The organism is Pontibacter sp. GD13 (assembly GCF_058216355.1).
In genome coordinates, this window is sequence record NZ_JBYZMQ010000001.1 from 490,910 (window position 1) to 511,195 (window position 20,286).

The 20,286-nt window shown below is 49.0% G+C and carries 14 protein-coding genes; 13 read left to right on the top strand and 1 reads right to left on the bottom strand.

The window, feature by feature from the left end:
• The first annotated feature begins 4 nt into the window (after window positions 1-4).
• The 7 genes from AC4BAN_RS01940 (at window position 5) to lysA (ending at window position 13,126) form a co-directional block, all read left to right on the top strand.
• Window positions 5-1,138 carry an aminotransferase class I/II-fold pyridoxal phosphate-dependent enzyme gene (locus AC4BAN_RS01940; protein ID WP_490562676.1) on the top strand — a complete coding sequence of 378 codons (1,134 nt, stop codon included), beginning with the start codon at window positions 5-7 and terminating at the stop codon, window positions 1,136-1,138.
• Window positions 1,135-1,752, top strand: a complete 618-nt coding sequence (gene bioD / locus AC4BAN_RS01945; RefSeq protein WP_490562677.1) for a dethiobiotin synthase — start codon at window positions 1,135-1,137, stop codon at window positions 1,750-1,752. The genes AC4BAN_RS01940 and bioD overlap by 4 nt, the downstream gene beginning before the upstream one ends.
• 39 nt (window positions 1,753-1,791) lie before the next feature.
• The gene (locus tag AC4BAN_RS01950; protein ID WP_490562678.1) at window positions 1,792-3,009 is read left to right on the top strand and encodes a beta-ketoacyl synthase N-terminal-like domain-containing protein; all 1,218 of its coding nucleotides are present in this window, start codon (window positions 1,792-1,794) and stop codon (window positions 3,007-3,009) included.
• Between the two features lie 309 nt (window positions 3,010-3,318).
• Window positions 3,319-7,641, top strand: coding sequence for a T9SS type A sorting domain-containing protein (locus AC4BAN_RS01955; protein WP_490562679.1), 4,323 nt, complete (start codon window positions 3,319-3,321; stop codon window positions 7,639-7,641).
• 655 nt (window positions 7,642-8,296) lie between these two features.
• On the top strand, window positions 8,297-10,519 hold the full coding sequence (locus AC4BAN_RS01960) for an Ig-like domain-containing protein (RefSeq protein WP_490562680.1): 2,223 nt from the start codon (window positions 8,297-8,299) through the stop codon (window positions 10,517-10,519).
• A 140-nt stretch (window positions 10,520-10,659) separates the two neighbouring features.
• A complete protein-coding gene (locus AC4BAN_RS01965; protein WP_490562681.1) occupies window positions 10,660-11,991 on the top strand; it encodes an aspartate kinase in 1,332 nt (443 codons plus the stop codon).
• Complete coding sequence (gene lysA / locus AC4BAN_RS01970; protein ID WP_490562682.1) at window positions 11,984-13,126, top strand: diaminopimelate decarboxylase; 1,143 nt, start codon at window positions 11,984-11,986, stop codon at window positions 13,124-13,126. Before AC4BAN_RS01965 ends, lysA begins: the two co-directional genes overlap by 8 nt.
• A gap of 74 nt (window positions 13,127-13,200) precedes the next feature.
• Here lysA and AC4BAN_RS01975 read toward each other — a convergent pair whose 3' ends face one another.
• Entirely contained in the window at window positions 13,201-13,920 is a 720-nt protein-coding gene (locus AC4BAN_RS01975; RefSeq protein ID WP_490562683.1) for a hypothetical protein, read from the bottom strand.
• Between the two features lie 400 nt (window positions 13,921-14,320).
• Here AC4BAN_RS01975 and AC4BAN_RS01980 point away from each other — a divergent pair, with 400 nt between their 5' ends.
• The 6 genes from AC4BAN_RS01980 (at window position 14,321) to AC4BAN_RS02005 (ending at window position 20,238) form a co-directional block, all read left to right on the top strand.
• Window positions 14,321-15,784, top strand: coding sequence for an SDR family oxidoreductase (locus AC4BAN_RS01980; RefSeq protein ID WP_490562684.1), 1,464 nt, complete (start codon window positions 14,321-14,323; stop codon window positions 15,782-15,784).
• A 193-nt stretch (window positions 15,785-15,977) separates the two neighbouring features.
• On the top strand, window positions 15,978-16,913 hold the full coding sequence (locus AC4BAN_RS01985; RefSeq protein WP_490562983.1) for a phosphoribosylaminoimidazolesuccinocarboxamide synthase: 936 nt from the start codon (window positions 15,978-15,980) through the stop codon (window positions 16,911-16,913).
• Window positions 16,914-16,979: 66 nt separating this feature from the next.
• Window positions 16,980-17,357 (top strand): STAS domain-containing protein, encoded by a 378-nt coding sequence (locus tag AC4BAN_RS01990; RefSeq protein ID WP_490562685.1) that lies wholly within the window; start codon window positions 16,980-16,982, stop codon window positions 17,355-17,357.
• A 15-nt stretch (window positions 17,358-17,372) separates the two neighbouring features.
• The gene (locus AC4BAN_RS01995; protein ID WP_490562686.1) at window positions 17,373-18,290 is read left to right on the top strand and encodes a ribonuclease Z; all 918 of its coding nucleotides are present in this window, start codon (window positions 17,373-17,375) and stop codon (window positions 18,288-18,290) included.
• A 275-nt stretch (window positions 18,291-18,565) separates the two neighbouring features.
• Window positions 18,566-19,492, top strand: coding sequence for an EamA family transporter (locus tag AC4BAN_RS02000; protein WP_490562687.1), 927 nt, complete (start codon window positions 18,566-18,568; stop codon window positions 19,490-19,492).
• Between the two features lie 266 nt (window positions 19,493-19,758).
• Window positions 19,759-20,238, top strand: coding sequence for a copper resistance protein NlpE N-terminal domain-containing protein (locus tag AC4BAN_RS02005; RefSeq protein ID WP_490562688.1), 480 nt, complete (start codon window positions 19,759-19,761; stop codon window positions 20,236-20,238).
• The last annotated feature ends 48 nt before the right edge of the window (window positions 20,239-20,286 follow it).

A 20,286-nucleotide genomic window follows, 5' to 3' on the forward strand; every position in this document is an offset into this window, starting at 1 on the left:
GCGTATGGACCTACATAAAAAGTTACAGCAAAAGCTGGAAGAACGTGCCGCGCAGGGAAACTTGCGCAAGCTTACCACCACGGCCGGCCTCGTAGACTTTTGCTCTAACGATTACCTCGGCCTGGCGCGCTCAGAAAAACTGCGGGCACTCATTCGCCAGGAAGAGGAAAACTACAGGCACCTGCCATTGGGGGCAACCGGCTCCAGGTTATTGGCTGGCAATCATACTTTGTTTGACGAACTGGAGCAAACAATAGCCCGCTACCACCACGGGGAGGCAGCACTGCTGTTCAACTCCGGGTATGCGGCGAACGTGGGGCTGCTTTCAGCCCTTCCCCAGCGTGGCGACACCGTTTTTTACGACGAAGCCAGCCATGCATCCATGAAAGATGGCTTGCGGCTGAGCTTTGCAAAAAAGATCAGCTTCCGGCATAACAACCTGGCTGACCTGAAACGAAAGCTTCAGTTGGCAACCGGAACGGTGTACGTGGTAGTAGAGTCTGTTTACTCCATGGATGGCGACAAGGCCCCTTTGGTAGAACTGGCGCAGCTTTGCCATGCGCAAGGCCTGGCCTTGATCGTAGACGAAGCACATGCTGTTGGTCTTTACGGACCAAATGGCGAGGGCCTTACTGTTGCGCTTGGCTTGGAGGATAAGGTTTTTGCACAGGTTATCACCTACGGGAAAGCCATGGGCAGCCACGGGGCCGCTGTAGTAGGGTCGAGGGTGCTGCGCGATTACCTGATCAACTTTAGCCGCGCGTTTATCTACACAACCGGCCTCCCGACACACGCACTTGTAACGCTGAAAAGCGCTTACGCATTGTTGCCGGAGATGAAAAAAGAACGGGAGCAGGTAAAAATATTGGCCCGGCACCTGTTTGAGCAACTGAATAAAACAAAGGGTATTCGCTGTGCCCCGGAAGAGAGTGTTATACTTTCAGTTTTTCTGGAGCGCAGCGACTTACAGCAACTTAAACTGCTTGCTATTGACTTACAGCAGCAAGGGTTTGACGCACGCGCCATACTTAGCCCTACGGTTCCGGAAGGCCGGGAGCGCTTACGCATCATAGTGCACGCATTTAATACGATCGAAGAAATTGAGAGCCTCGTGCAGGCTATAGCCAAAGGAACATGAAACGTTATTTTGTTACAGGCATTGGTACGGATGTAGGCAAAACAGTTGCCGCCGCCATTCTTACCGAAGCGCTACATGCTGATTACTGGAAACCTGTGCAGGCAGGTGGCCTGGATTTCACAGACACCGACACTGTTATGAGTCTGGTATCTAACCCTGTTTCCGTATTTCACCCGGAAGCTTACCGCCTTAAACTGGCAGCCTCACCGCATCGCGCCGCAGCCGCCGAAGGCGTGGAAATTGATGTGCACGGCTTAACCCTGCCACACACTGACAACGCCCTGATAGTGGAAGGGGCCGGCGGACTGATGGTCCCGTTGAATAAGCGCTACCTGATGCTGGACCTGGTGCAGCAGTTGGGTTTAGAAGTGGTACTGGTGTCCAGAAACTACCTCGGAAGTATAAATCATACCTTGCTAACCGCCGAAGTGCTCCGTTACCGTAAAATACCTGTGGCAGGAATCATTTTTAACGGCGAGGAAAATCAGAGTTCCGAAGACTTTATCATCAAGTATACCGGCCTTCGCCGCTTGCCCTCCATTCGTCAGGAAGCCGATTTCTGTAAAGAAACAGTGGCGGCCTATGCCGGGCAGTTTGTAAAGTTCCTGGGGTAAGCCGGTAGCTGTTTTAATCGACTACAGATAAAAGAAGCGTTGGCAGAGAACCGAAAGCATATTGTTATAAAAGGCGCAGGCAGCATTTCACCACTTGGTCAGGATGTTGCTTCGGTTTTGCAGGCCTACCATGCAGGGCAGCCAGCTTTCACTTCCATCGTTCACAACGGGCAACCTACACCTATTGCCCCCCTCTGCTCGTCAGCGGAAGAGGCGCTGCAGAAGTTAGTCCTTTCCAACCCCAGCTACCCCCAACTCGATCGGTCTGTTTTGCTGGCCATTTACGCCGCCAGGCAGGCAGCTGCGGCGGCAGGGTGGCTTGAAGAGGGAGACGATGCGCAACCTCAGGACGACTTGGCTGTAAACATTGGCTCGTCGCGCGGGGCTGCCGGTTTGTTCGAGCAGTACTTCAGCAGTTTTCAGGCCAGTCCGGATGGCAGTATTTCGGCCAGTTCCTCTCCTACCACTACCTTAGGCAACCTTTCCAGCTGGGTGGCGCATGCGGTAAATGCAGGAGGAGGCCAGATCAGCCATTCCATGACCTGCAGCACAGCACTAATGGCTGTTGCCAATGGGGTGGCCTGGTTAAAAGCTGGAATGGCCAGGCGCTTTCTGGCCGGGGGCACCGAGGCACCGCTCACACCTTTTACCATTACCCAGATGAAAGCGGTTGGCATATACTCTAAATTGACAGGGCACCCTTACCCGTGCCAGCCTTATGCACCAGGCAAACAAAGCAGCTTTGTGCTGGGTGAAGGAGCCGCAGTTTTTGCCCTCGAGCAAGTAGATGAGTCCCTTTTACAGCACGGCGATCTGATAGTTGAAGCAGTAGGAATGGGCTTTGAAAAGATCGGGAGTAAAACAGGCATTTCAGCAGAAGGCTTTGCCTTTCAAAAGTCGATGCGACAGGCTTTGGAGCAGTTACAGGAGCATGATCGTCAGGTGGACCTGATCGTTACACACACACCCGGCACACGCGCCGGAGACAAGGCAGAGTTAGCTGCCATCCAGGCTGTTTTCGGAAACGGCGTACCTGCCCTTACCACTAACAAATGGCTGATCGGCCACACGCTTGGGGCCTCCGGGGCCTTGAGCATAGAACTGGCATCCATGGTCCTTCAGTCCCAAAGCATTACCCCTATCCCGTATGCTTCCTTATTAACCGCTACTAAGGCTGATAGCACACTTACAAGAGTACTTGTGAATGCCGCTGGTTTCGGAGGCAACGCTACGAGTATTATCTTAAAAAAGTTCTAAATACTTTTTATTCCCTCCTACTGCTCATTCTAATCCCTTTCTCAACACCTTTCCATATTTTGGAATTATGCTTCCCAATACGAAACTAAACTTATAAATGTACATTTTTTCATGTGTTCTATTATCAATAATAAAATGTAATGTTTTAAGGCGTGGATTTCTATCCTGCTTGTATCCAAAGGCAACCAAATCTACATTCCAAAATACCCATATAAAGGACAGTTTTTTGCACTTCGGGCACGGAATAATTGAATAAAATTTACACCACCTGCTACTTAAAGAAGCTTAAGTATAACCCGTTGCCAAAGGATGAGAAAAATTATATTTTACTTACTTGCATTAGGAACGCTGGCCATATCTATGTTAGGCAGCGTTACGAGAACCCAAGCTCAACCCTCCGTAATTACTCCCGGACTTATCTACAAACCTGCAATCAACGGCGGAAACAAGGTATTGGATCCTAACGGTGACGGTTATGTTTCTAAAGACAAGACTGGGTTTACAAATGGTAACGATGAAGGGGCAGCCTACAGCGAGATAGACTATAAACCCTTCCCGGTTTTTATGGATGAGCCGCTCTCCGACCTTTCTACGGGGGCAAAGTATGGTCATACGGATTATGCTCCTAAAGGAGCAGGCTCCTCTCCTTTAGCCAGTTATTTTGATGGCACCAATCTGCTTTTCAGAGTACGCCTAGCCGGGCAGTCCACTGCTTCGAAAGGGTATAGTATATTGATCGACACAAACAATACGCTAAATAGTACAGGTAAAAACCCAGGGTTTGAATACGAGGTTGTTCTAACCACAAATTTCGATGTACGCATTTATAACCACAGCGCCAATGTAAATGCCACCCCAACTACGGTAGATGCTGCTGGTCCACAGATATTTAATGGCTCCGTAGACCAGTACTCACAGAAATCTTTGGCCGTATCTACAGGAGGAGGAGACCCTGATTATTTTTATGATTTTTACGTGCCAATTGCTGCTTTTGGCAGTGGGCTTACGGCCAGTACTCCCATTCGAATGACGGGCGTAACTGTAACCAGCGCCAAGAGCGGCCTTTTTGGTGTTGCTTCGGATATTGGCGGCGTGGATGACACGAAGTATAGCGGCAATTTAACCGGGGCTTTAAAGGATATCATCGGGAGTTACACTCCTACTACTCCAACTGGCATTCAGACGGGAGGGTTTCCCTTGGTGAAGGCCACTGCCCCCACTGTTAACAATCCTATATATACGAGTAGTACTACTATTTCTGGTTCATCGACTGAGGCTTCAGGGTCAGTAATAACTATCTATAGGAATGGGGTCAGTATCGGAACAACAACGGCGGATCAATACGGTGCCTGGACATTCTCAACATCAGGGATTACTTTAAACGCTGGTGATGTAATCACAGCAACCGTAAAGCCAATTGGAAAAACCGTTTCTAACAGCTCAACGTCAGTTACCGTGCTGGCTACGGCTGCCCCCTACGTTGACTGTCCTTTGGCTTCTCCTGGGTTAATAAGCTTCACTTCAAACACAAAAGATATTATAGTTGACATAACTGCAGCAGGACAGTTTGTTTTAAACCTGTATTACAGAGCAACTTCTACCTCTACTCCCGTACTATATGCTTCTACTGGAGTTTTTACGGCGCCCATGTATGGCAGTGTTGGTTTTGAGAAGAGTAATATAAAATTTGATCCCGGTATATACTATGCTACATTAACACCGGCCAATTCAGCTTCAGGAAATTGCACCTCTGCCAGGTCAGCTGAAATATGCACGTCAAATTCTACAACTTCTGCAGCTCCAACAATAACATCTAACTTAACAACAGTTTCAAAATCATTAGTGGTAACCTTTCCTGTATCTGGTTCTACAATTACCTTAACACAAAATGGAGTAAGCATTAATCCACCTTCAACCACTTCCGGAACTACAAAAACGTATGATATATCAGGCCTGATTCTGATAAAAGGAGACGTGTTTTATGCCCGAGCAGCAGTTCCTACAGGATGCGGTATGTCTGCCAGATCTAATGGAGCCATAGTTGGTGAGGCCACGAGTCAAGCACCAGTAATAACAGGAACTTATTGCGGTAACACCACCTCTATCTCAGGAACATCCACTGAGGCCGCAGGCACAGAAATCAGGATTTATAGAAATGGCACATTAATTACGAATCCGGCTGGTCCTCATGCGTATGTTAATGCTTCTGGGTTTTGGACGGCTACAGGCTTTACCACCATACTTGGAGGAGAAAATATAACGGCAACAGCAAAAGCACCTAATAAACTTATAAGTACCGCTTCAGCCCCTGTAACAATTAGCACGGCTTACGCACCAACTATACTTTCTATTAACACCACTCCAGCCATTGTGGAAGGTAATACCAGTGTTTCTGGTAGAGCACCTGCTGGATCTTCTGTAACTCTACACATAAACGGTGAACCATACCGTGACAACAATGGGAACCTTGCTCCTGTAATTGCGCAGACAGGCGATGTCTGGACCATTTCAAACATTTCTCCCTTTGAGCTTTATGCAGGCGCGAAATTAACGGTTCGCGCAAAAAATTCTACTGGCTTATCCTGTGAAAGCGCTCCCTCAGCCGAGGTTGAGGTACAGTGTAAACCTGCCGATCAGTCTATCACCACCAGCCTCTCACAGGCAAAGTATTGTCCAGCTGATAAAGCCACCGTTAAACTTAATAACTCAGAAGCTGGCACTATTTACAATGTCTACATCAGAACAAGCAGCCAAACGGATGCTCAGGCAAGCTTGTTCAGTTACTCAGTGCTTGGTACTGGAGGTGCGTTGAACCTGGAAACATTCGCTTTGGCAAGCGCAGACGACGGGAAAGTGCTTTTTGTACAAACCGTTAAAGTTGGGGCAAGTTGCAAATACAAAATAGGTGGCAACTTAACTGTAGGGGTTTACGGACCTGTGCCTAATAATTTTGCACTGAGTGCCACAAATCCAACCAGTAGTTGTCCCGGCACTTCCAGCGTAATCACTGTCACTAACGCAACTGCTGGGTATTCTTATCAGCTTATTTACAATGTTAGTAAAAATAAAGTTGGCGATGCTATTGAACCAACTGTTACCGGTGACATCAGTTTCCCGGCCATACCTATAAGTCAAACAACTGAATTCGGCGTTATTATTACAAGGGTAGATGGCGGCTGCAAAGCTGAAAACGTAAATGCCAATAAAGTAACCATTACCCGAACCGGACCTGTCGTAAATCAGGCTGTCACTCCTTCGACTTCTACAGTTTGCCCTGGCGCCTCTGTAGACTTTAGCTTCAGTACTGAAGATGCAACCCATCTCTATAGTCTGGTCGAAAAAAGTAACCCTCTTGTTGTATTAGTTAGTGTTGTTGGCAACAGCGGCACGCGCACTTTGTCAACTGGTAACATTAATACAGTTGGCACCAAAACATACCAGATCAAGGTTACTCTAGGAACTTGCACAGCAACCCTAATTTCTGAACCAACTGTCACGGTAAGCAACGGTTCTGCAGCAGTTGTCTCGGCAGGTCCAAAACAAACCGTTTGCGGAACTACCGTAACACTTCAGGGCAGCAACCCGGCGCCTGGCACCGGAACATGGTCTAAAACAAGCGGAACTGGCGGCGTAATAACCACTCCTGGCTCGGCAAATACAACCGTAACAGGCCTTACCTCTGGCACCTATGTTTTCACCTGGACGGTAGGGGCAACTTGTGGCGCGGCAGCTACATCCAGCTCCGTTACAATTATAAAGAACTGTGTGCCCACGGCCATTGTGAAAACCACTAAATTTATTGATGAGTATGCTTTAAAAGATACGCTAGCGGTAATATCAGATGTGGATGGCGGTATTGCCAGTTATCTGCAGACCAGTGGTATTCTGCCTCCAGGAACGGCACTTTCGGTAATTGGCATAAAAGTTTACCTTACAGTTACGAACACATCGCTGCTTAAAGCAGGAACCTACAACTTTACCACCAGCACCACAGATGCTAAGTCAGTTGCATCCAGTACACCCTTGCAGATCCGGATGTATGACAGGGGCAGCGCGCCAACGGCTCCCTCTCCCCTTCCCGTACAGCTCATCTCCTTCACGGGCAGCGCAGCCGGGGGCAAGGTTCTGCTGGAGTGGGCCACGGCCCAGGAGCTGGACAACGACCGCTTCGAGGTGGAGCGCAGCGCCAACGGGGAGAGCTTCGAGCTGATCGCCACCGTCAGGGGCAAGGGCACCACCGCCCAGGCCAGCCGCTACCACTACACCGACCTGCGCCCGGGCACGGGGGCGGCGTACTACCGCCTGCGCCAGGTAGACTTCAGCGGCCGGAGCAGCTACAGCAAGGTCATTGCCGTAGTTATGGGCCCGCTGCCAGCGGGCGGGGCGGCCCAGGCCTTCCCCAACCCCTTCGCCCAGGAGCTGCGCCTGGCCCTGAGCCTGCCGGCGGCCCAGCCGGTGCTGCTGGAGGTGGTCAACCTGCGTGGCCAGGCGGTGTACAGCACGAGCCAGAGCCTGGAGGCCGGCGCCAACGAGCTGGCGCTCCCGCTCCACACGCTCAGCTCCGGGCTCTACTTCCTCCACCTCTCCGGCCCTGACATCAACACGACGCTGAAAGTCATGAAAAGCCGCTAGACGCTGCTTCAGAGCATAAAACAGCAGAGGCTGCCTTACCGGGCAGCCTCTGCTGTTTTAAAAGGAGGTAATTCAAGAAATTAAAAAATGACAGCTCTAGTATTAAAATGATAGGTAAGTTTTTACGGAAAATCTAATATTTTGGTGGTTGCCATTATTCTAATCAAAAACTAATGGAAATATAAACGTTTCAATTGAAATCCGGAGGCTATACAGTTAAAGATTTGAGTTTTTATAGAGCCCAAGGTAAGGCTTTAAATAGCGATTAACCATGGCAAAATTACGAACTGTTCAATATATACATCCGAAACTCCCCTTGCAAAGTATAATATAAGAAATATTATATTTAAGATTTTCAACGCATTTCAGTAGTTGCCTATTATTTGTAAAACCAATTTTCCATAAAGCTTAAAAATCTATCCCATTTATAGAATCCCTAGTCAAGGTGATGCATTATAATATTGAACAATAAAAACATAAATTATAACTCATAAATATTCATCTGCGGCATCTTTTGCATATAACGCATCTATGTTTAAGCACTAACATAGCCTAATATATGGGTACTATTTTTGCTTAAAGGCAGAAAAAAAGAATAATTGTTGATCCACTACTTGTTACCAGAATACACCCAATTACAATTTGCTGCCAACGGATGAAAAAAGTTATACTTATCACTGCTAGTAATAATGAAGAAAAAGCTCCAGGTTTTAAACTGTTGAAATATCCTAAACTTGTGCTTTTAAATTTATTTTTAGCCGGATTGTTTTTTACAGCAGCTGGTGCTGCGCAGGCTCAGTCAAATGTGTGTGATGGGAAAAGTTACTTTATTGATTCTAATGGTTCTGCTCCCAATGGACACATCTTTAGATGGTGGGAATATAGTCCAACAGGAGCTACTGGTACATATACGATTATACCTGGGGCTACTCAGCCAATTTATACATTAACAGCCAGTCTCACTCCAAATAATAGTGGTTTTTATCGCGCTCTTTACACTAATAATGGGGGTGCACAGGGATGGTATTACACAGCACAAATTTTAGTTAACCCAACCCCTACAGCCCCAAGTGTAATTGGTGGCTCCAGATGTGGCATCGGAACTGTGACGCTAAACGCCTCAGGCTCTCCTGCCACCTATAACTGGTACGCGACAGCCACGGGTGGGAGTTCACTTGCCACTACGGCCACCTACACCACCTCGAGCATCAGTACCACCACCAACTATTTTGTGGCCGCTGTTAACGCCGCTGGGTGCGAGGGGCCCAGAAGACAAGTAACGGCCACGATTAACCCTATTCCCGCTGCCCCAACAGCCACTGTCAACCCAACGACGAGCTGCGGGCCCGGCACTTTCACCTTCACCGCCTCAGGTACGCCGGCCGGTGGCAGCTACCAGTGGTACGACGCTACCGGAACCCTCATCAGTGGGGCGACGAGCGCCACCCTCACCGCTTCGCTGAGCAGCACCTCCACCTACGCTGTGGAGGCCGTCAGCGCTGCCGGCTGCAAGAGCCCCAAAACAAATGTCACAGCTACTATTAACCCTATACCTGCAGCACCGGCAACACCCACAATCAACAGTGGCGCGACCTGCGGACCAAGGACATTTACTTTTACAGCTTCAGGTGCTAGTGCGGGTAACTACCGCTGGTATGATGTGTCTACAGGTGGAACATCCTTGGGTAATAATGCTTCTTACACTACCCCTACCCCTCTGAGCACCACCACCACTTATTATGTGGCTATTGTTTCAGGTACTTGCGAAAGTGGTAGAACACCCGTGACCGCCACGGTTAATCCCTTACCAGGCCAGCCAACATCCCCAGCGAATGGCACCACCTGCGGCCCCGGCACAGTGAGCATGAGCGCCATACCTGGAACTGACGGCACAACCTTACGCTGGTATGACGCCTCATCAGCCGGCAATCTTCTTTATACCGGAACTACCTATTCCCCTTCTGTGGCTGCCAACACGAACTACTACGTTGCCACTTACAACGCCTCCACGACCTGCGAGAGCACATCCAGAACTCCCGTAACAGCCACCGTTATTCCTATTCCTGCAGCACCATCAACAACGGACGGCAGCAGAGCTGATGCTGGAACAGTACCCCTAAGTGCTTCTGCAGCAAACGCTGTCAGCTATAAATGGTATACTACCAATTCTGGCGGATCACCTATTGCTGGAGAAACAAGCAGCAGCTTTACTACACCCTACATCACCAGGAGCACCGTTTACTACGTGTCTATACTTAACTCCAACGGCTGCGAAAGTGCCAGACAGGGTGTAACAGCCTTTATCGGCAGCACAAAACCTCTCCCCGTGCAGCTCATCTCCTTCACGGGCAGCGCTGCCGGGGGCAAGGTGTTGCTGGAGTGGGCCACGGCCCAGGAGCTGGACAACGACCGCTTCGAGGTGGAGCGCAGCGCCAACGGGGAGAGCTTCGAGCTGATCGCCACCGTCAGGGGCAAGGGCACCACCGCCCAGGCCAGCCGCTACCACTACGCCGACCTGCGCCCGGGCACGGGGGCGGCGTACTACCGCCTGCGCCAGGTAGACTTCAGCGGCCAGAGCAGCTACAGCAAGGTCATTGCCGTAGTTATGGGCCCGCTGCCAGCGGGCGGGGCGGCCCAGGCCTTCCCCAACCCCTTCGCCCAGGAGCTGCGCCTGGCCCTGAGCCTGCCGGCGGCCCAGCCGGTGCTGCTGGAGGTGGTCAACCTGCGTGGCCAGGCGGTGTACAGCACGAGCCAGAGCCTGGAGGCCGGCGCCAACGAGCTGGCGCTCCCGCTCCACACGCTCAGCTCCGGGCTCTACTTCCTCCACCTCTCCGGCCCTGACATCAACACGACGCTGAAAGTCATGAAAAGCCGCTAGACGCTGCTTCAGAGCATAAAACAGCAGAGGCTGCCTTACCGGGCAGCCTCTGCTGTTTTATATTATTTGGGGCTGTGTACTTATATTCTGAACTTCCTGCCTTATTTTTGTATTCAAATTTTTATTTTTAAGACGCGTAGATGAAAATCTTAAAATTCGGCGGCACCTCCGTGGGCTCTGCCGATAGAATGAAGGCCGTGGCCTCGCTCATCCGCAACGATGAGCCAAAGATTGTAGTGCTCTCGGCCATGTCGGGTACCACCAATGCGTTAGTGCAGATCGCTGAACAGCTGCACCAGAACAGGAACAAAGAAGCAAACGTGCTCATTGATGCGCTGCACGAGACATATAAACAGGTTGCAAAGGAGTTCTATACTTCCAGCGCCAAGCTAAAGCAGGCCGAAGATCTGCTGCACAATCACTTCAATTACCTGCGTTCTTTTACACTCGACCTCTTCACGGTGCACGAAGAGAGAGCGGTGCTGGCACAGGGCGAGTTGCTCTCTACGGCGCTTTTCCAGCTTTACCTGCAGGAGCAGGACATTCCTTCGGTGCTACTACCGGCACTCAGTTTTATGAAGATAGATGAGAACGAGGAGCCGGATACTGCCTTTATCGCCAAAAACCTGCAATCGGAACTGGAAAAACATCCGGGTAAGAAACTGTTTGTCACGCAGGGCTACATCTGTAGGAATGCTTTTGGCGAGATCGATAACCTGAAGCGCGGCGGCTCCGACTACTCGGCCTCCCTGATTGGCGCTGCCGCTAATGCAGAAGAGATACAGATCTGGACCGACATCGACGGCATGCACAACAACGACCCGCGCATTGTAAAGGACACCTACCCGATTGCCGAGCTTTCGTTTGATGAGGCAGCTGAGCTGGCCTATTTCGGAGCCAAGATCCTGCACCCAAGCAGTGTATACCCGGCCAAGGAGAAAAATATACCTGTCCGCCTGCTGAACACGATGCAGCCGGAGGCCAAAGGCACTATCATCACCTCTAAGAGCACCGGCGAGCACATAAAGGCCGTGGCCGCTAAAGATGGCATCACTGCCATCAAGATCAAGTCGGGGCGCATGTTGCTGGCCTATGGTTTTTTGCGGAGTGTGTTTGAGGTGTTCGGAAGATACAAAACGCCCATCGACATGATCACCACCTCGGAGGTAGCGGTATCGCTTACGATCGACAATGCTAAATTCCTGCAGGAGATCGTGCAGGAACTGAAGGAGTTCGGGCAGGTAGAAGTAGACCGGGAGCAGTCCATTATTTGTGTGGTAGGCGACTTTATAGCTGAGCGCAGCGGATCCGGTTTAAAGATCTTCGAGGCGCTCAAGTCTATTCCGCTGCGCATGATCTCGTATGGCGGCAGTAAAAACAACATCAGCCTTTTAATAGATACCGAAGATAAAGTAGAGGCGCTAACCAGGTTGAACGATGGAATCTTTGAGAGAAACGACCCACATGCTTAAGCAACACCTACAAGAGCTGCGGCAGCATGGGACTCCGCTTTATGTGTATGACATGGAGCTACTTGGCCAGACGCTGCAAACGGCAAAGCAGGAAGCAGACAAATATAATTTTCATGTGCACTATGCCCTTAAAGCCAATGCCAACGAGCCTATCTTAAACGCTATGCGCCAGCATGGATATGGTGCCGACTGTGTGAGCGGGAACGAAGTGAAAGCAGCCATTGAAAATGGTTTTGCACCCCAGCAGGTTGTGTTTGCCGGCGTGGGCAAGTCAGATGAAGAAATAAACTATGCCCTGGACCAGGACATCTTCTGCTTCAACTGCGAATCGAGCCACGAGCTGGAAGTACTGAACGAGTTGGCCGGACTGAAGGGAAAGACTGCCCGCATTGCGCTACGCATTAACCCAAACGTAAACGCCAAAACGCACAAATACATAACCACCGGCCTGGAGGAGAATAAGTTCGGGATTAACGCCTGGGAGTTGGAGCATGTGCTGCAGCAGTTGCAACTGTTTACAAACATTCAGTTGATCGGCATCCACTTTCATATAGGTTCCCAGATAACGGACCTGACAGTTTTTAAAAATCTGTGCACGCGGGTAAATGAGTTTCAAGAGTGGTTTGTGGCGCGCAACGTTTTGCTGGAGCATGTGAATGTGGGTGGCGGCCTGGGAGTGGACTACTACAATCCGGAGCAGCAGCCCATTCCTGACTTTGCGGCTTATTTCAGCTTGTTTAACCAATTTCTGGACCTGCGGCCGGGGCAACAGGTGCATTTTGAGCTTGGCCGGGCCTTGGTGGCACAGTGTGGCACGCTGGTGTCCAAGGTACTCTACATCAAGAAAGGCATTTCCACGAACTTTGCCATACTGGATGCCGGCATGACGGAGCTGATCCGCCCGGCCCTTTACCAGTCGTACCATAAAATTGAGAACCTGACCAGCGCAAAACCAGAGGTACGCTATGATGTGGTGGGGCCGATCTGTGAGTCATCGGATTGCTTTGGCAAAGCGGTAAGCCTGCCAGAAACGGATCGGGGCGACCTGATAGCCATACATACGGCAGGCGCCTACGGTGAGGTAATGGCCTCGCAGTACAACCTCCGCAACAAAGCGAAAGCCCTTTACCTATAGCCTTTTACAAGCAGAAGCCCCCACGCCTGAAGTCGAGTGTGAGGGCTTCTGTTTATAGTGGTAAAAACTATGTTCTACTGTATTTCTTCACGTAAAGCGCGGCGGCCTGAGATAACGGCTGCCGGTTGTTGATTAGCCGAAACAACGAAATCCGGCTCTGCGTGCAAAATGCCAGGCTGCCCATGCAAGTAGTTCGCCAGTTCCAGGGCGTTGCCCTTAGCATTTTTATCAACGCTTACCAGGTACACCTTTTCGCTTAAGTTACGTACCTGTTTAGCCCCGTAAGCCATTAACAACCTGTTTAGTGTGACCGTGTTCTGATCGCTTAGGGTTACAATTGCTTCATTACTTATACCCAACAAACTTGACTGCTGCACGAAGAAAGGTGCAGCATATGTTACCATTCTGTCCCGACTAAGTATGTGAAGCGCCTGCTCGGTCTGGTTACAGTTCAGTCCATCCATTAAACTAACTGTATAAAGGCTTGCTGAAACCGGATTCCCGCTAATTCCTTTTACAAAACCATACTTACCCATTGCTTCTTTTTGAGCGGCCTGTGAGGTTCCATTAGCAAAACCAATGATAACCTGCCTTGTAAAAACAGCACCCAGGTCCTTTTGCTGCCCTTCGTAAAAATAGCTGTAAGAGGCACATGAGGAGCCATCTCGTGCCTGGCTTAACAAATTAGGATCGAAGCGCACGTTGCGAATCGGGGAGCCGTCGTCTTGTCTGCAAGAGGGGAGGCCCGCTAAAACAAGTACGCTCAAGAGCAAGGGTATATATCGTTTTATCATTATCGTACAATTTTATTGAAATCACATAATTATTGTACGAACCCTTTCTGCTTATAGCTATAATTTAAGGCATCATTTTACAACAAAAGGCTCACCACAACATCATATTATCTATTTTTGCTATATAGTTATATTATTTTCATAAAAATGTCTAAAACCAGCTTCCCTTCATGTCAAAATATTATTTTTCTGTATGTATAATAAGCGTAATTAAACAATACCCAGCATACCAGGCTGCAACAAAAGGGACCGCAAGAAGTGCAATTAAAACTATGTTCTCAAAAACGGACAAGCAACAGTCTCCTAGGTTCGGCTCTCTTTAAAGAAACAAGCCTCCCCCTTGGCTGTTGCAATTTATAGTGATGCATGAATACAACTTGAATCTTGTAAAGAACGAAACATGAAAATACTGCTGACTGGTGCGAACGGATACATAGGGAAACGCCTGCTGCCCCTGCTTATTGAGCAGCTGCATGAGGTGGTTTGTATGGTGCGTGATCCGCGCCGCTTCGATGTGCCCGATTCCTTGCGCGATAAAGTACAGGTGGTAAAAGGTGATCTTTTAAGCCAGGCGTCACTTTCAGCGTTACCTCACGATATTGATGTAGCCTATTACCTGGTGCATTCGATGGGTGGCACCGGGAAGGACTTCTACAGCCTGGAGGCCCAAGCAGCCGAAAACTTTGTGGCTTACCTTAACACTACCGCTGCATTTCAAGTGATCTTTCTGAGCGGCATTTCTAACGACAGATCCCTTTCAAAACACCTGGCGTCGCGGTTAAACGTGGAAAACATACTTGTTCAGGCGAAGGCAAGTGTTACGGTGCTCCGCGCTGCCATCATCATTGGCTCAGGGAGCGCCTCCTTTGAGATCATCCGCGACTTGGTGGAAAAACTCCCCGTCATGATCACCCCCCGGTGGCTGGACTCCAAATGCCAGCCAATTGCCATACGGGATGTAATTTATTACCTGACGGAGGTCCTCAACAATGTTTCCTGCTTTCAGAAACGCTTTGAGATCGGCGGCCCGGATGTGCTCACGTACAAACAGATGATCCAGAAGCTGGCGCATGTGCGCAGGCTGCAGCGCTTCATCATCTCGGTGCCTGTGCTCACCCCGCGCCTATCTTCTTATTGGCTATACTTTGTAACAAGCACCAGCTATAATCTTGCTCAAACCCTGGTCGACAGCCTGCGCAACGATGCTGTTGTAAAAGATTTCAGTATTAAAGAGATCATCCCGCATCAGTGTCTGCGCTACGAGCAAGCTATCGCGCTTGCTTTTGATAAAATAGAACAGAACATGGTACTCTCCAGCTGGAAAGATGCGCTGGTGAGCGGCAACATGCACCTGAACTACATGGACTTTGTGCAGATACCCCAGCACGGGGTACTCACCGACAAACAACGCCGAAAGTTTGACAGGCCTGTGGACGAAGTGATGGAAAACATTTGGAGCATAGGCGGCGAGCGCGGTTGGTACAAAACAGACTTCCTCTGGAAAATTCGGGGGCTGATGGATAAGATGGTGGGAGGCGTAGGCCTAAGGCGCGGTCGCAGAAGTCCGAACGATGTGAAGGCAGGCGACCCCATTGACTTTTGGCGGGTATTGGTGGCCGACAAACAGAACAAGCGTCTGTTGCTTTATGCCGAGATGAAATTACCGGGCGAGGCATGGCTGCAGTTTAGGATAAGCGAGGAAGCAGACGGAAACTACCTGGAGCAACTGGCAGCCTACCGGCCAGACGGAATTCTGGGTCGGCTTTATTGGTATGCCGTGTTACCTTTCCATTTCATTATTTTCGGGGGGATGATCCAAAATATAATCAGCTATCGTCCGGAAGAAAAAGCACTGCATACTTAATTGAATATTCAGAGCAAAATACAAGTTATAGCTTCCTAAGTATAAAACCAAAGCCACTGCTGCTAAGTATACTCCTATATATTTTCTGAACTATATTTTAAGCTCGCTAATTTAGCAAAATGCTTTAGTGCCATTTTTTTTATTGCCTTCTAAAATATAATTAACTTTGTCCGTAGATAACGCAACAGACCGAATGGAGGCTATAGAAGAAACCAACTTTTCCTTTGCTGGACAAACCGGCTTTTACAGAGGTAAAGTACGTGATGTTTACTACTTTAAAGATAGATTAGCCATCGTGGCCACGGACCGTATTTCAGCTTTTGATGTGGTGTTGCCCCGCGCTATTCCATATAAAGGGCAGGTGCTGAACCAGATCGCAAGCCTTAATTTAAAAGCCACTTCCGATATTGTACCCAATTGGGTAATTGCCACCCCAGACCCCAACGTAACCATCGGCCATTTTTGCGAGCCTTTTAAAGTAGAGATGGTGATACGCGGTTACCTGGCCGGGCACGCCTGGCGCGAATACAAGGCTGGCCGTCGTACGGTATGTGGTGTTACGCTGCCCGAGGGCCTGAAAGAGAACGATAAACTACCACAGCCCATCATTACGCCAACTACAAAAGCCGATGCCGGACACGACGAAGACATTTCAAAAGAAGAAATTTTGGCGAACGGATTTGTATCCGAACAAGATTACCTTATATTAGAGCATTATACGCGAAGCCTCTTTGCCCGAGGCACCGAACTGGCAAAAAAGCAGGGCCTGATCCTGGTCGACACCAAGTATGAGTTCGGAAAGTACAAGGGGGAAGTATACCTGATTGACGAGATACACACCCCGGACTCTTCCCGATACTTCTACAGCGAAGGGTATAATGAGCGGCAGGAGGCCAACGAGCCGCAACGCCAGCTCTCGAAAGAGTTTGTAAGGCAGTGGCTCATTGAAAATGGGTTCCAGGGCAAAGAGGGACAGCAGATACCTGATATGACAGATGATGTAGTAAACAGGATATCTTCACGTTACATTGAGCTATTTGAGGTATTCACAGGCACACGCTTTCAAAAAGTAAACTATAAAGATGCTCTCAAACGAATTGAGAAGCAGGTAACAGAAAACATTTTTTAGCACCAAACATTACAATATATAATGTAGATTTGGTACATTTGCTTTTAAATCCTTATAGGTAGATCTATGAAGTACACGATTGATAAGAAAGAAAACTACACTATTATTACGATAGATGAGAAGAAGTTAGATACTTCTATCGCTCCCGACCTGAAGTCTGAATTCGTGAAGTTGAACGCTGAGGGAATTACCAACCTGATTCTTGACCTGAACAATGTAAAGTACACAGACTCTTCCGGTTTGAGCTCTATCCTAATCGCAAATCGTCTTTGTAACTCCTCCAACGGCCTTTTGATTATGACCGGCCTTCAGGACCATGTCATGAAGCTCATCACGATCTCTAAGCTAGAGTCAGTTTTAAACATCCTCCCTTCCGTGGAAGAGGCTATCGACCGTGTTTTTCTACATGAGATAGAGCAGGATCTGACTAATAAAGCCGAGTAGGTATAGCCGCCTATTGTGGATTTCGAACTCAGGATACTTGGCAGTTCGTCGGCCACTCCATCGGCAAACAGACATCACACCGCCCAGGTATTAACAGTAAATAATCAGTACCATCTGATTGACTGTGGCGAAGGAACCCAAATGCAGCTGATGCTTTACAGGATAAAGCATCAGCGCATTTCTAATATCTACATCAGCCACCTGCACGGCGATCATTACTTCGGGCTGGCAGGATTGCTCTCCACCATGCATTTACAGGGTCGCCAGGCCCCTTTGCACCTCTTTGGCCCTCCCGGGCTTTCCGAGATCATCAGCTTACAACTCAAATACTCCGGCACTAACCTGTGCTACAAGCTTGTTTTTAACGAACTGGATACTTCCTCTTATAAAAAGATATTTGAAGACAAGCAGCTAACGGTACACACCATACCCATGGAACACCGGGTTCCCTGCTGTGGCTTCGTGTTCCGCGAAAAGCAAAAGCCGCGCCCGCTGATCAAGGAGCTTCTCCCTGATTACCTGACCCCTCCACAACTGGTGCGCCTCAAATGGGGCGAGGACATCCTGGATGAGCAGGGTAATTTACTGCTGCAAAGCCAGCACGTTACGCTTGAGCCTAAGCGCAGCCGCAGCTACGCCTACTGTGCCGACAGCCGCTATAAGCCCGACCTGCTCCCCTACCTGCACAAGGTTGACCTGCTTTACCATGAGGCTACCTTTGCCGATGAACTTCGCGACAGGGCGAATTACACTTTCCATAGCACCACCAAGCAGGCAGCAGCACTTGCCGCCGATGCTCAGGTAGGCCAATTATTGATCGGTCATTTCTCAGTGCGTTACAAAGACCTTACGCCCCTGCTTGATGAAGCCAAAGAGGTATTTCCCAATACAAATCTGGCGACAGAGGGCAGTATATTCAGCCTGTCTGAGTAAAAGTGCATTGTGGGCATTCGCTGGTGGCTCCTCCTCATTTTAGGGGCATCAGTATGGTATGCTCTCACAAAAGCCTGATAAAAAACAGCACAAATCTTTTTATCATAACTGTACACGCTTATCTTTGCAGCCCCAATGGCAGCACACTTAGCACATACACAAATATTTATTACCGGGTACGTCCTCCACGACCTTTAGCAGTCCCTTCCTTAGAGTTGAGGCACATAGCGCCTTATTTTCTTTTAGTTTACATTTTAGTTTTTAAGTGGGCGGTTATGTTCAGAGGGATATTATTGGTTTTTTTTGGTGCTTGCAGTTTCGGCATACTTTCCACTTTTGTCAAGTTAGCCTATAGAGAAGGCTTCACGCTGGGGGATGTAACCGGCACACAGGTTTTTTTCGGTTTGATCATACTTTGGGCCATCGTATTACTGCGCCAGGTAATGGGTAGCGCTGGCAAAAGCACCACGTTCAGGGAAAAGCTTCAGTTGGCTGCCATGGGCACCAGCACCGGACTGGTCAGTATTTTTTATTACAAATGCGTTCAAACGGTTCCTGCATCCATTGCTATTCTCCTGCTAATGCAATTCACGTGGATGAGCCTCCTGTTAGAGGCGATCACAAAACGCACGCTACCCAAGGGCTCGCAGGTAAGTATGGTTGCCCTGGTGCTATTGGGCACCTGCCTGGCTGGCCGGGTTTTCTCTGATCAGCTGCCTGATTTTGACTGGACTGGCGTTGGATACGGAATTTTGGCTGCCATGAGTTACACGGTATTCCTGGCGGTTAATGGCAAGGCCGGCAATAACATGCACCCCATCACCAAAAGTGCTCTCCTGCTAACAGGGGCCTGTATCCTGATTTTTACCATATTTCCCCCTGTGTTCCTGGTAAACGGGGCTTTACTAAACGGCTTATTTAAATGGGGCCTGCTGTTGTCTATCTTCGGGACGGTGTTGCCGCCTGTTTTTTATGCGTACGGCATCCCTAAAACAGGGCTTGGCCTAAGTGCTATCCTGAGCGCGGCAGAACTGCCGGTTGCAGTGCTCATGTCGCGGTTTGTGCTGCAGGAGGAAGTAGTATCCATACAATGGCTGGGGGTAACCCTTATCTTGCTGGCAATTGTAATTGCCAATTGGAAAACAATTCATCAGATACTTCATAAACCCGCCACCAGACCCCAGATTGAGGTAGCGCAGTAACGACATTCTACTTCAGGCTTATATTTTCACTTACACGGCCTGTGTTGTTTATAGATTTTAAAGATTGGTTGGTTGAAATGGTTAGGTGCAGCATTCATGCTGTTATCCTAACCATTGGTTTTTTATAGCCCTCTTCGTTTCATTCTTCACGGCCATAACAGGTTGGCAGCCCTGCTTCCGATATTGTTTTGTAGCTCACAATAAATCTCAGCTGTTTCCTGTTTTAAAGAATATAATCTCTTTTTTTATTTAACTGCCTCTGTCACATGAAACAAATAATTGCAATCGTTCTTCTAGCTACTGTAACGATGAGTTTTCAGTTCAGATCAGAAATAACCACTTCCCGACAAGTAAAGGCCCTCATCACCACCCATACACCGGCAGCAAAAATCGTTTCTGTTGCCGAAGGTACTTATGTGGGCACCATTCCCTGCGCCGATTGCAACGGAATTCGCATGAAACTATCGCTGAAAGGCAACAAAGCTGGCAGCAGAACATTCCTGCTGGAGCAGACTTATCTGGGTAAAGGCTCATCAGGCAGCGAGGTTTTCCACATAAAAGGCATCTGGTTCCCTGCGCGGGGTAACAAACAGAATCCGGAAGCGGCTATCATTCAACTGATACCGGACGGAAAGTATGACCCGCTTTACTTTGAGCAGGTGAACAGCAAAGCGATTAAAATGCTGGACCGCACACAGGCCACGATAAAGAGCAAAGCCAACTATACTTTGCAGCTGCAACGCTAAACCCGGAGCCGATTTGCCAGTGCCATTTTAATAAAACGCTTTTTAGGT

Coding starts and splice junctions, on each gene's coding strand:
- AC4BAN_RS01940 (WP_490562676.1), top strand. CDS start 5: ATGGACCTACATAAAAAGTTACAGCAAAAGCTGGAAGAACGTGCCGCG.
- bioD (WP_490562677.1), top strand. CDS start 1,135: ATGAAACGTTATTTTGTTACAGGCATTGGTACGGATGTAGGCAAAACA.
- AC4BAN_RS01955 (WP_490562679.1), top strand. CDS start 3,319: ATGAGAAAAATTATATTTTACTTACTTGCATTAGGAACGCTGGCCATA.
- AC4BAN_RS01960 (WP_490562680.1), top strand. CDS start 8,297: ATGAAAAAAGTTATACTTATCACTGCTAGTAATAATGAAGAAAAAGCT.
- AC4BAN_RS01965 (WP_490562681.1), top strand. CDS start 10,660: ATGAAAATCTTAAAATTCGGCGGCACCTCCGTGGGCTCTGCCGATAGA.
- lysA (WP_490562682.1), top strand. CDS start 11,984: ATGCTTAAGCAACACCTACAAGAGCTGCGGCAGCATGGGACTCCGCTT.
- AC4BAN_RS01975 (WP_490562683.1), bottom strand. CDS start 13,920: ATGATAAAACGATATATACCCTTGCTCTTGAGCGTACTTGTTTTAGCG.
- AC4BAN_RS01980 (WP_490562684.1), top strand. CDS start 14,321: ATGAAAATACTGCTGACTGGTGCGAACGGATACATAGGGAAACGCCTG.
- AC4BAN_RS01985 (WP_490562983.1), top strand. CDS start 15,978: ATGGAGGCTATAGAAGAAACCAACTTTTCCTTTGCTGGACAAACCGGC.
- AC4BAN_RS01990 (WP_490562685.1), top strand. CDS start 16,980: ATGAAGTACACGATTGATAAGAAAGAAAACTACACTATTATTACGATA.
- AC4BAN_RS02000 (WP_490562687.1), top strand. CDS start 18,566: ATGTTCAGAGGGATATTATTGGTTTTTTTTGGTGCTTGCAGTTTCGGC.
- AC4BAN_RS02005 (WP_490562688.1), top strand. CDS start 19,759: ATGAAACAAATAATTGCAATCGTTCTTCTAGCTACTGTAACGATGAGT.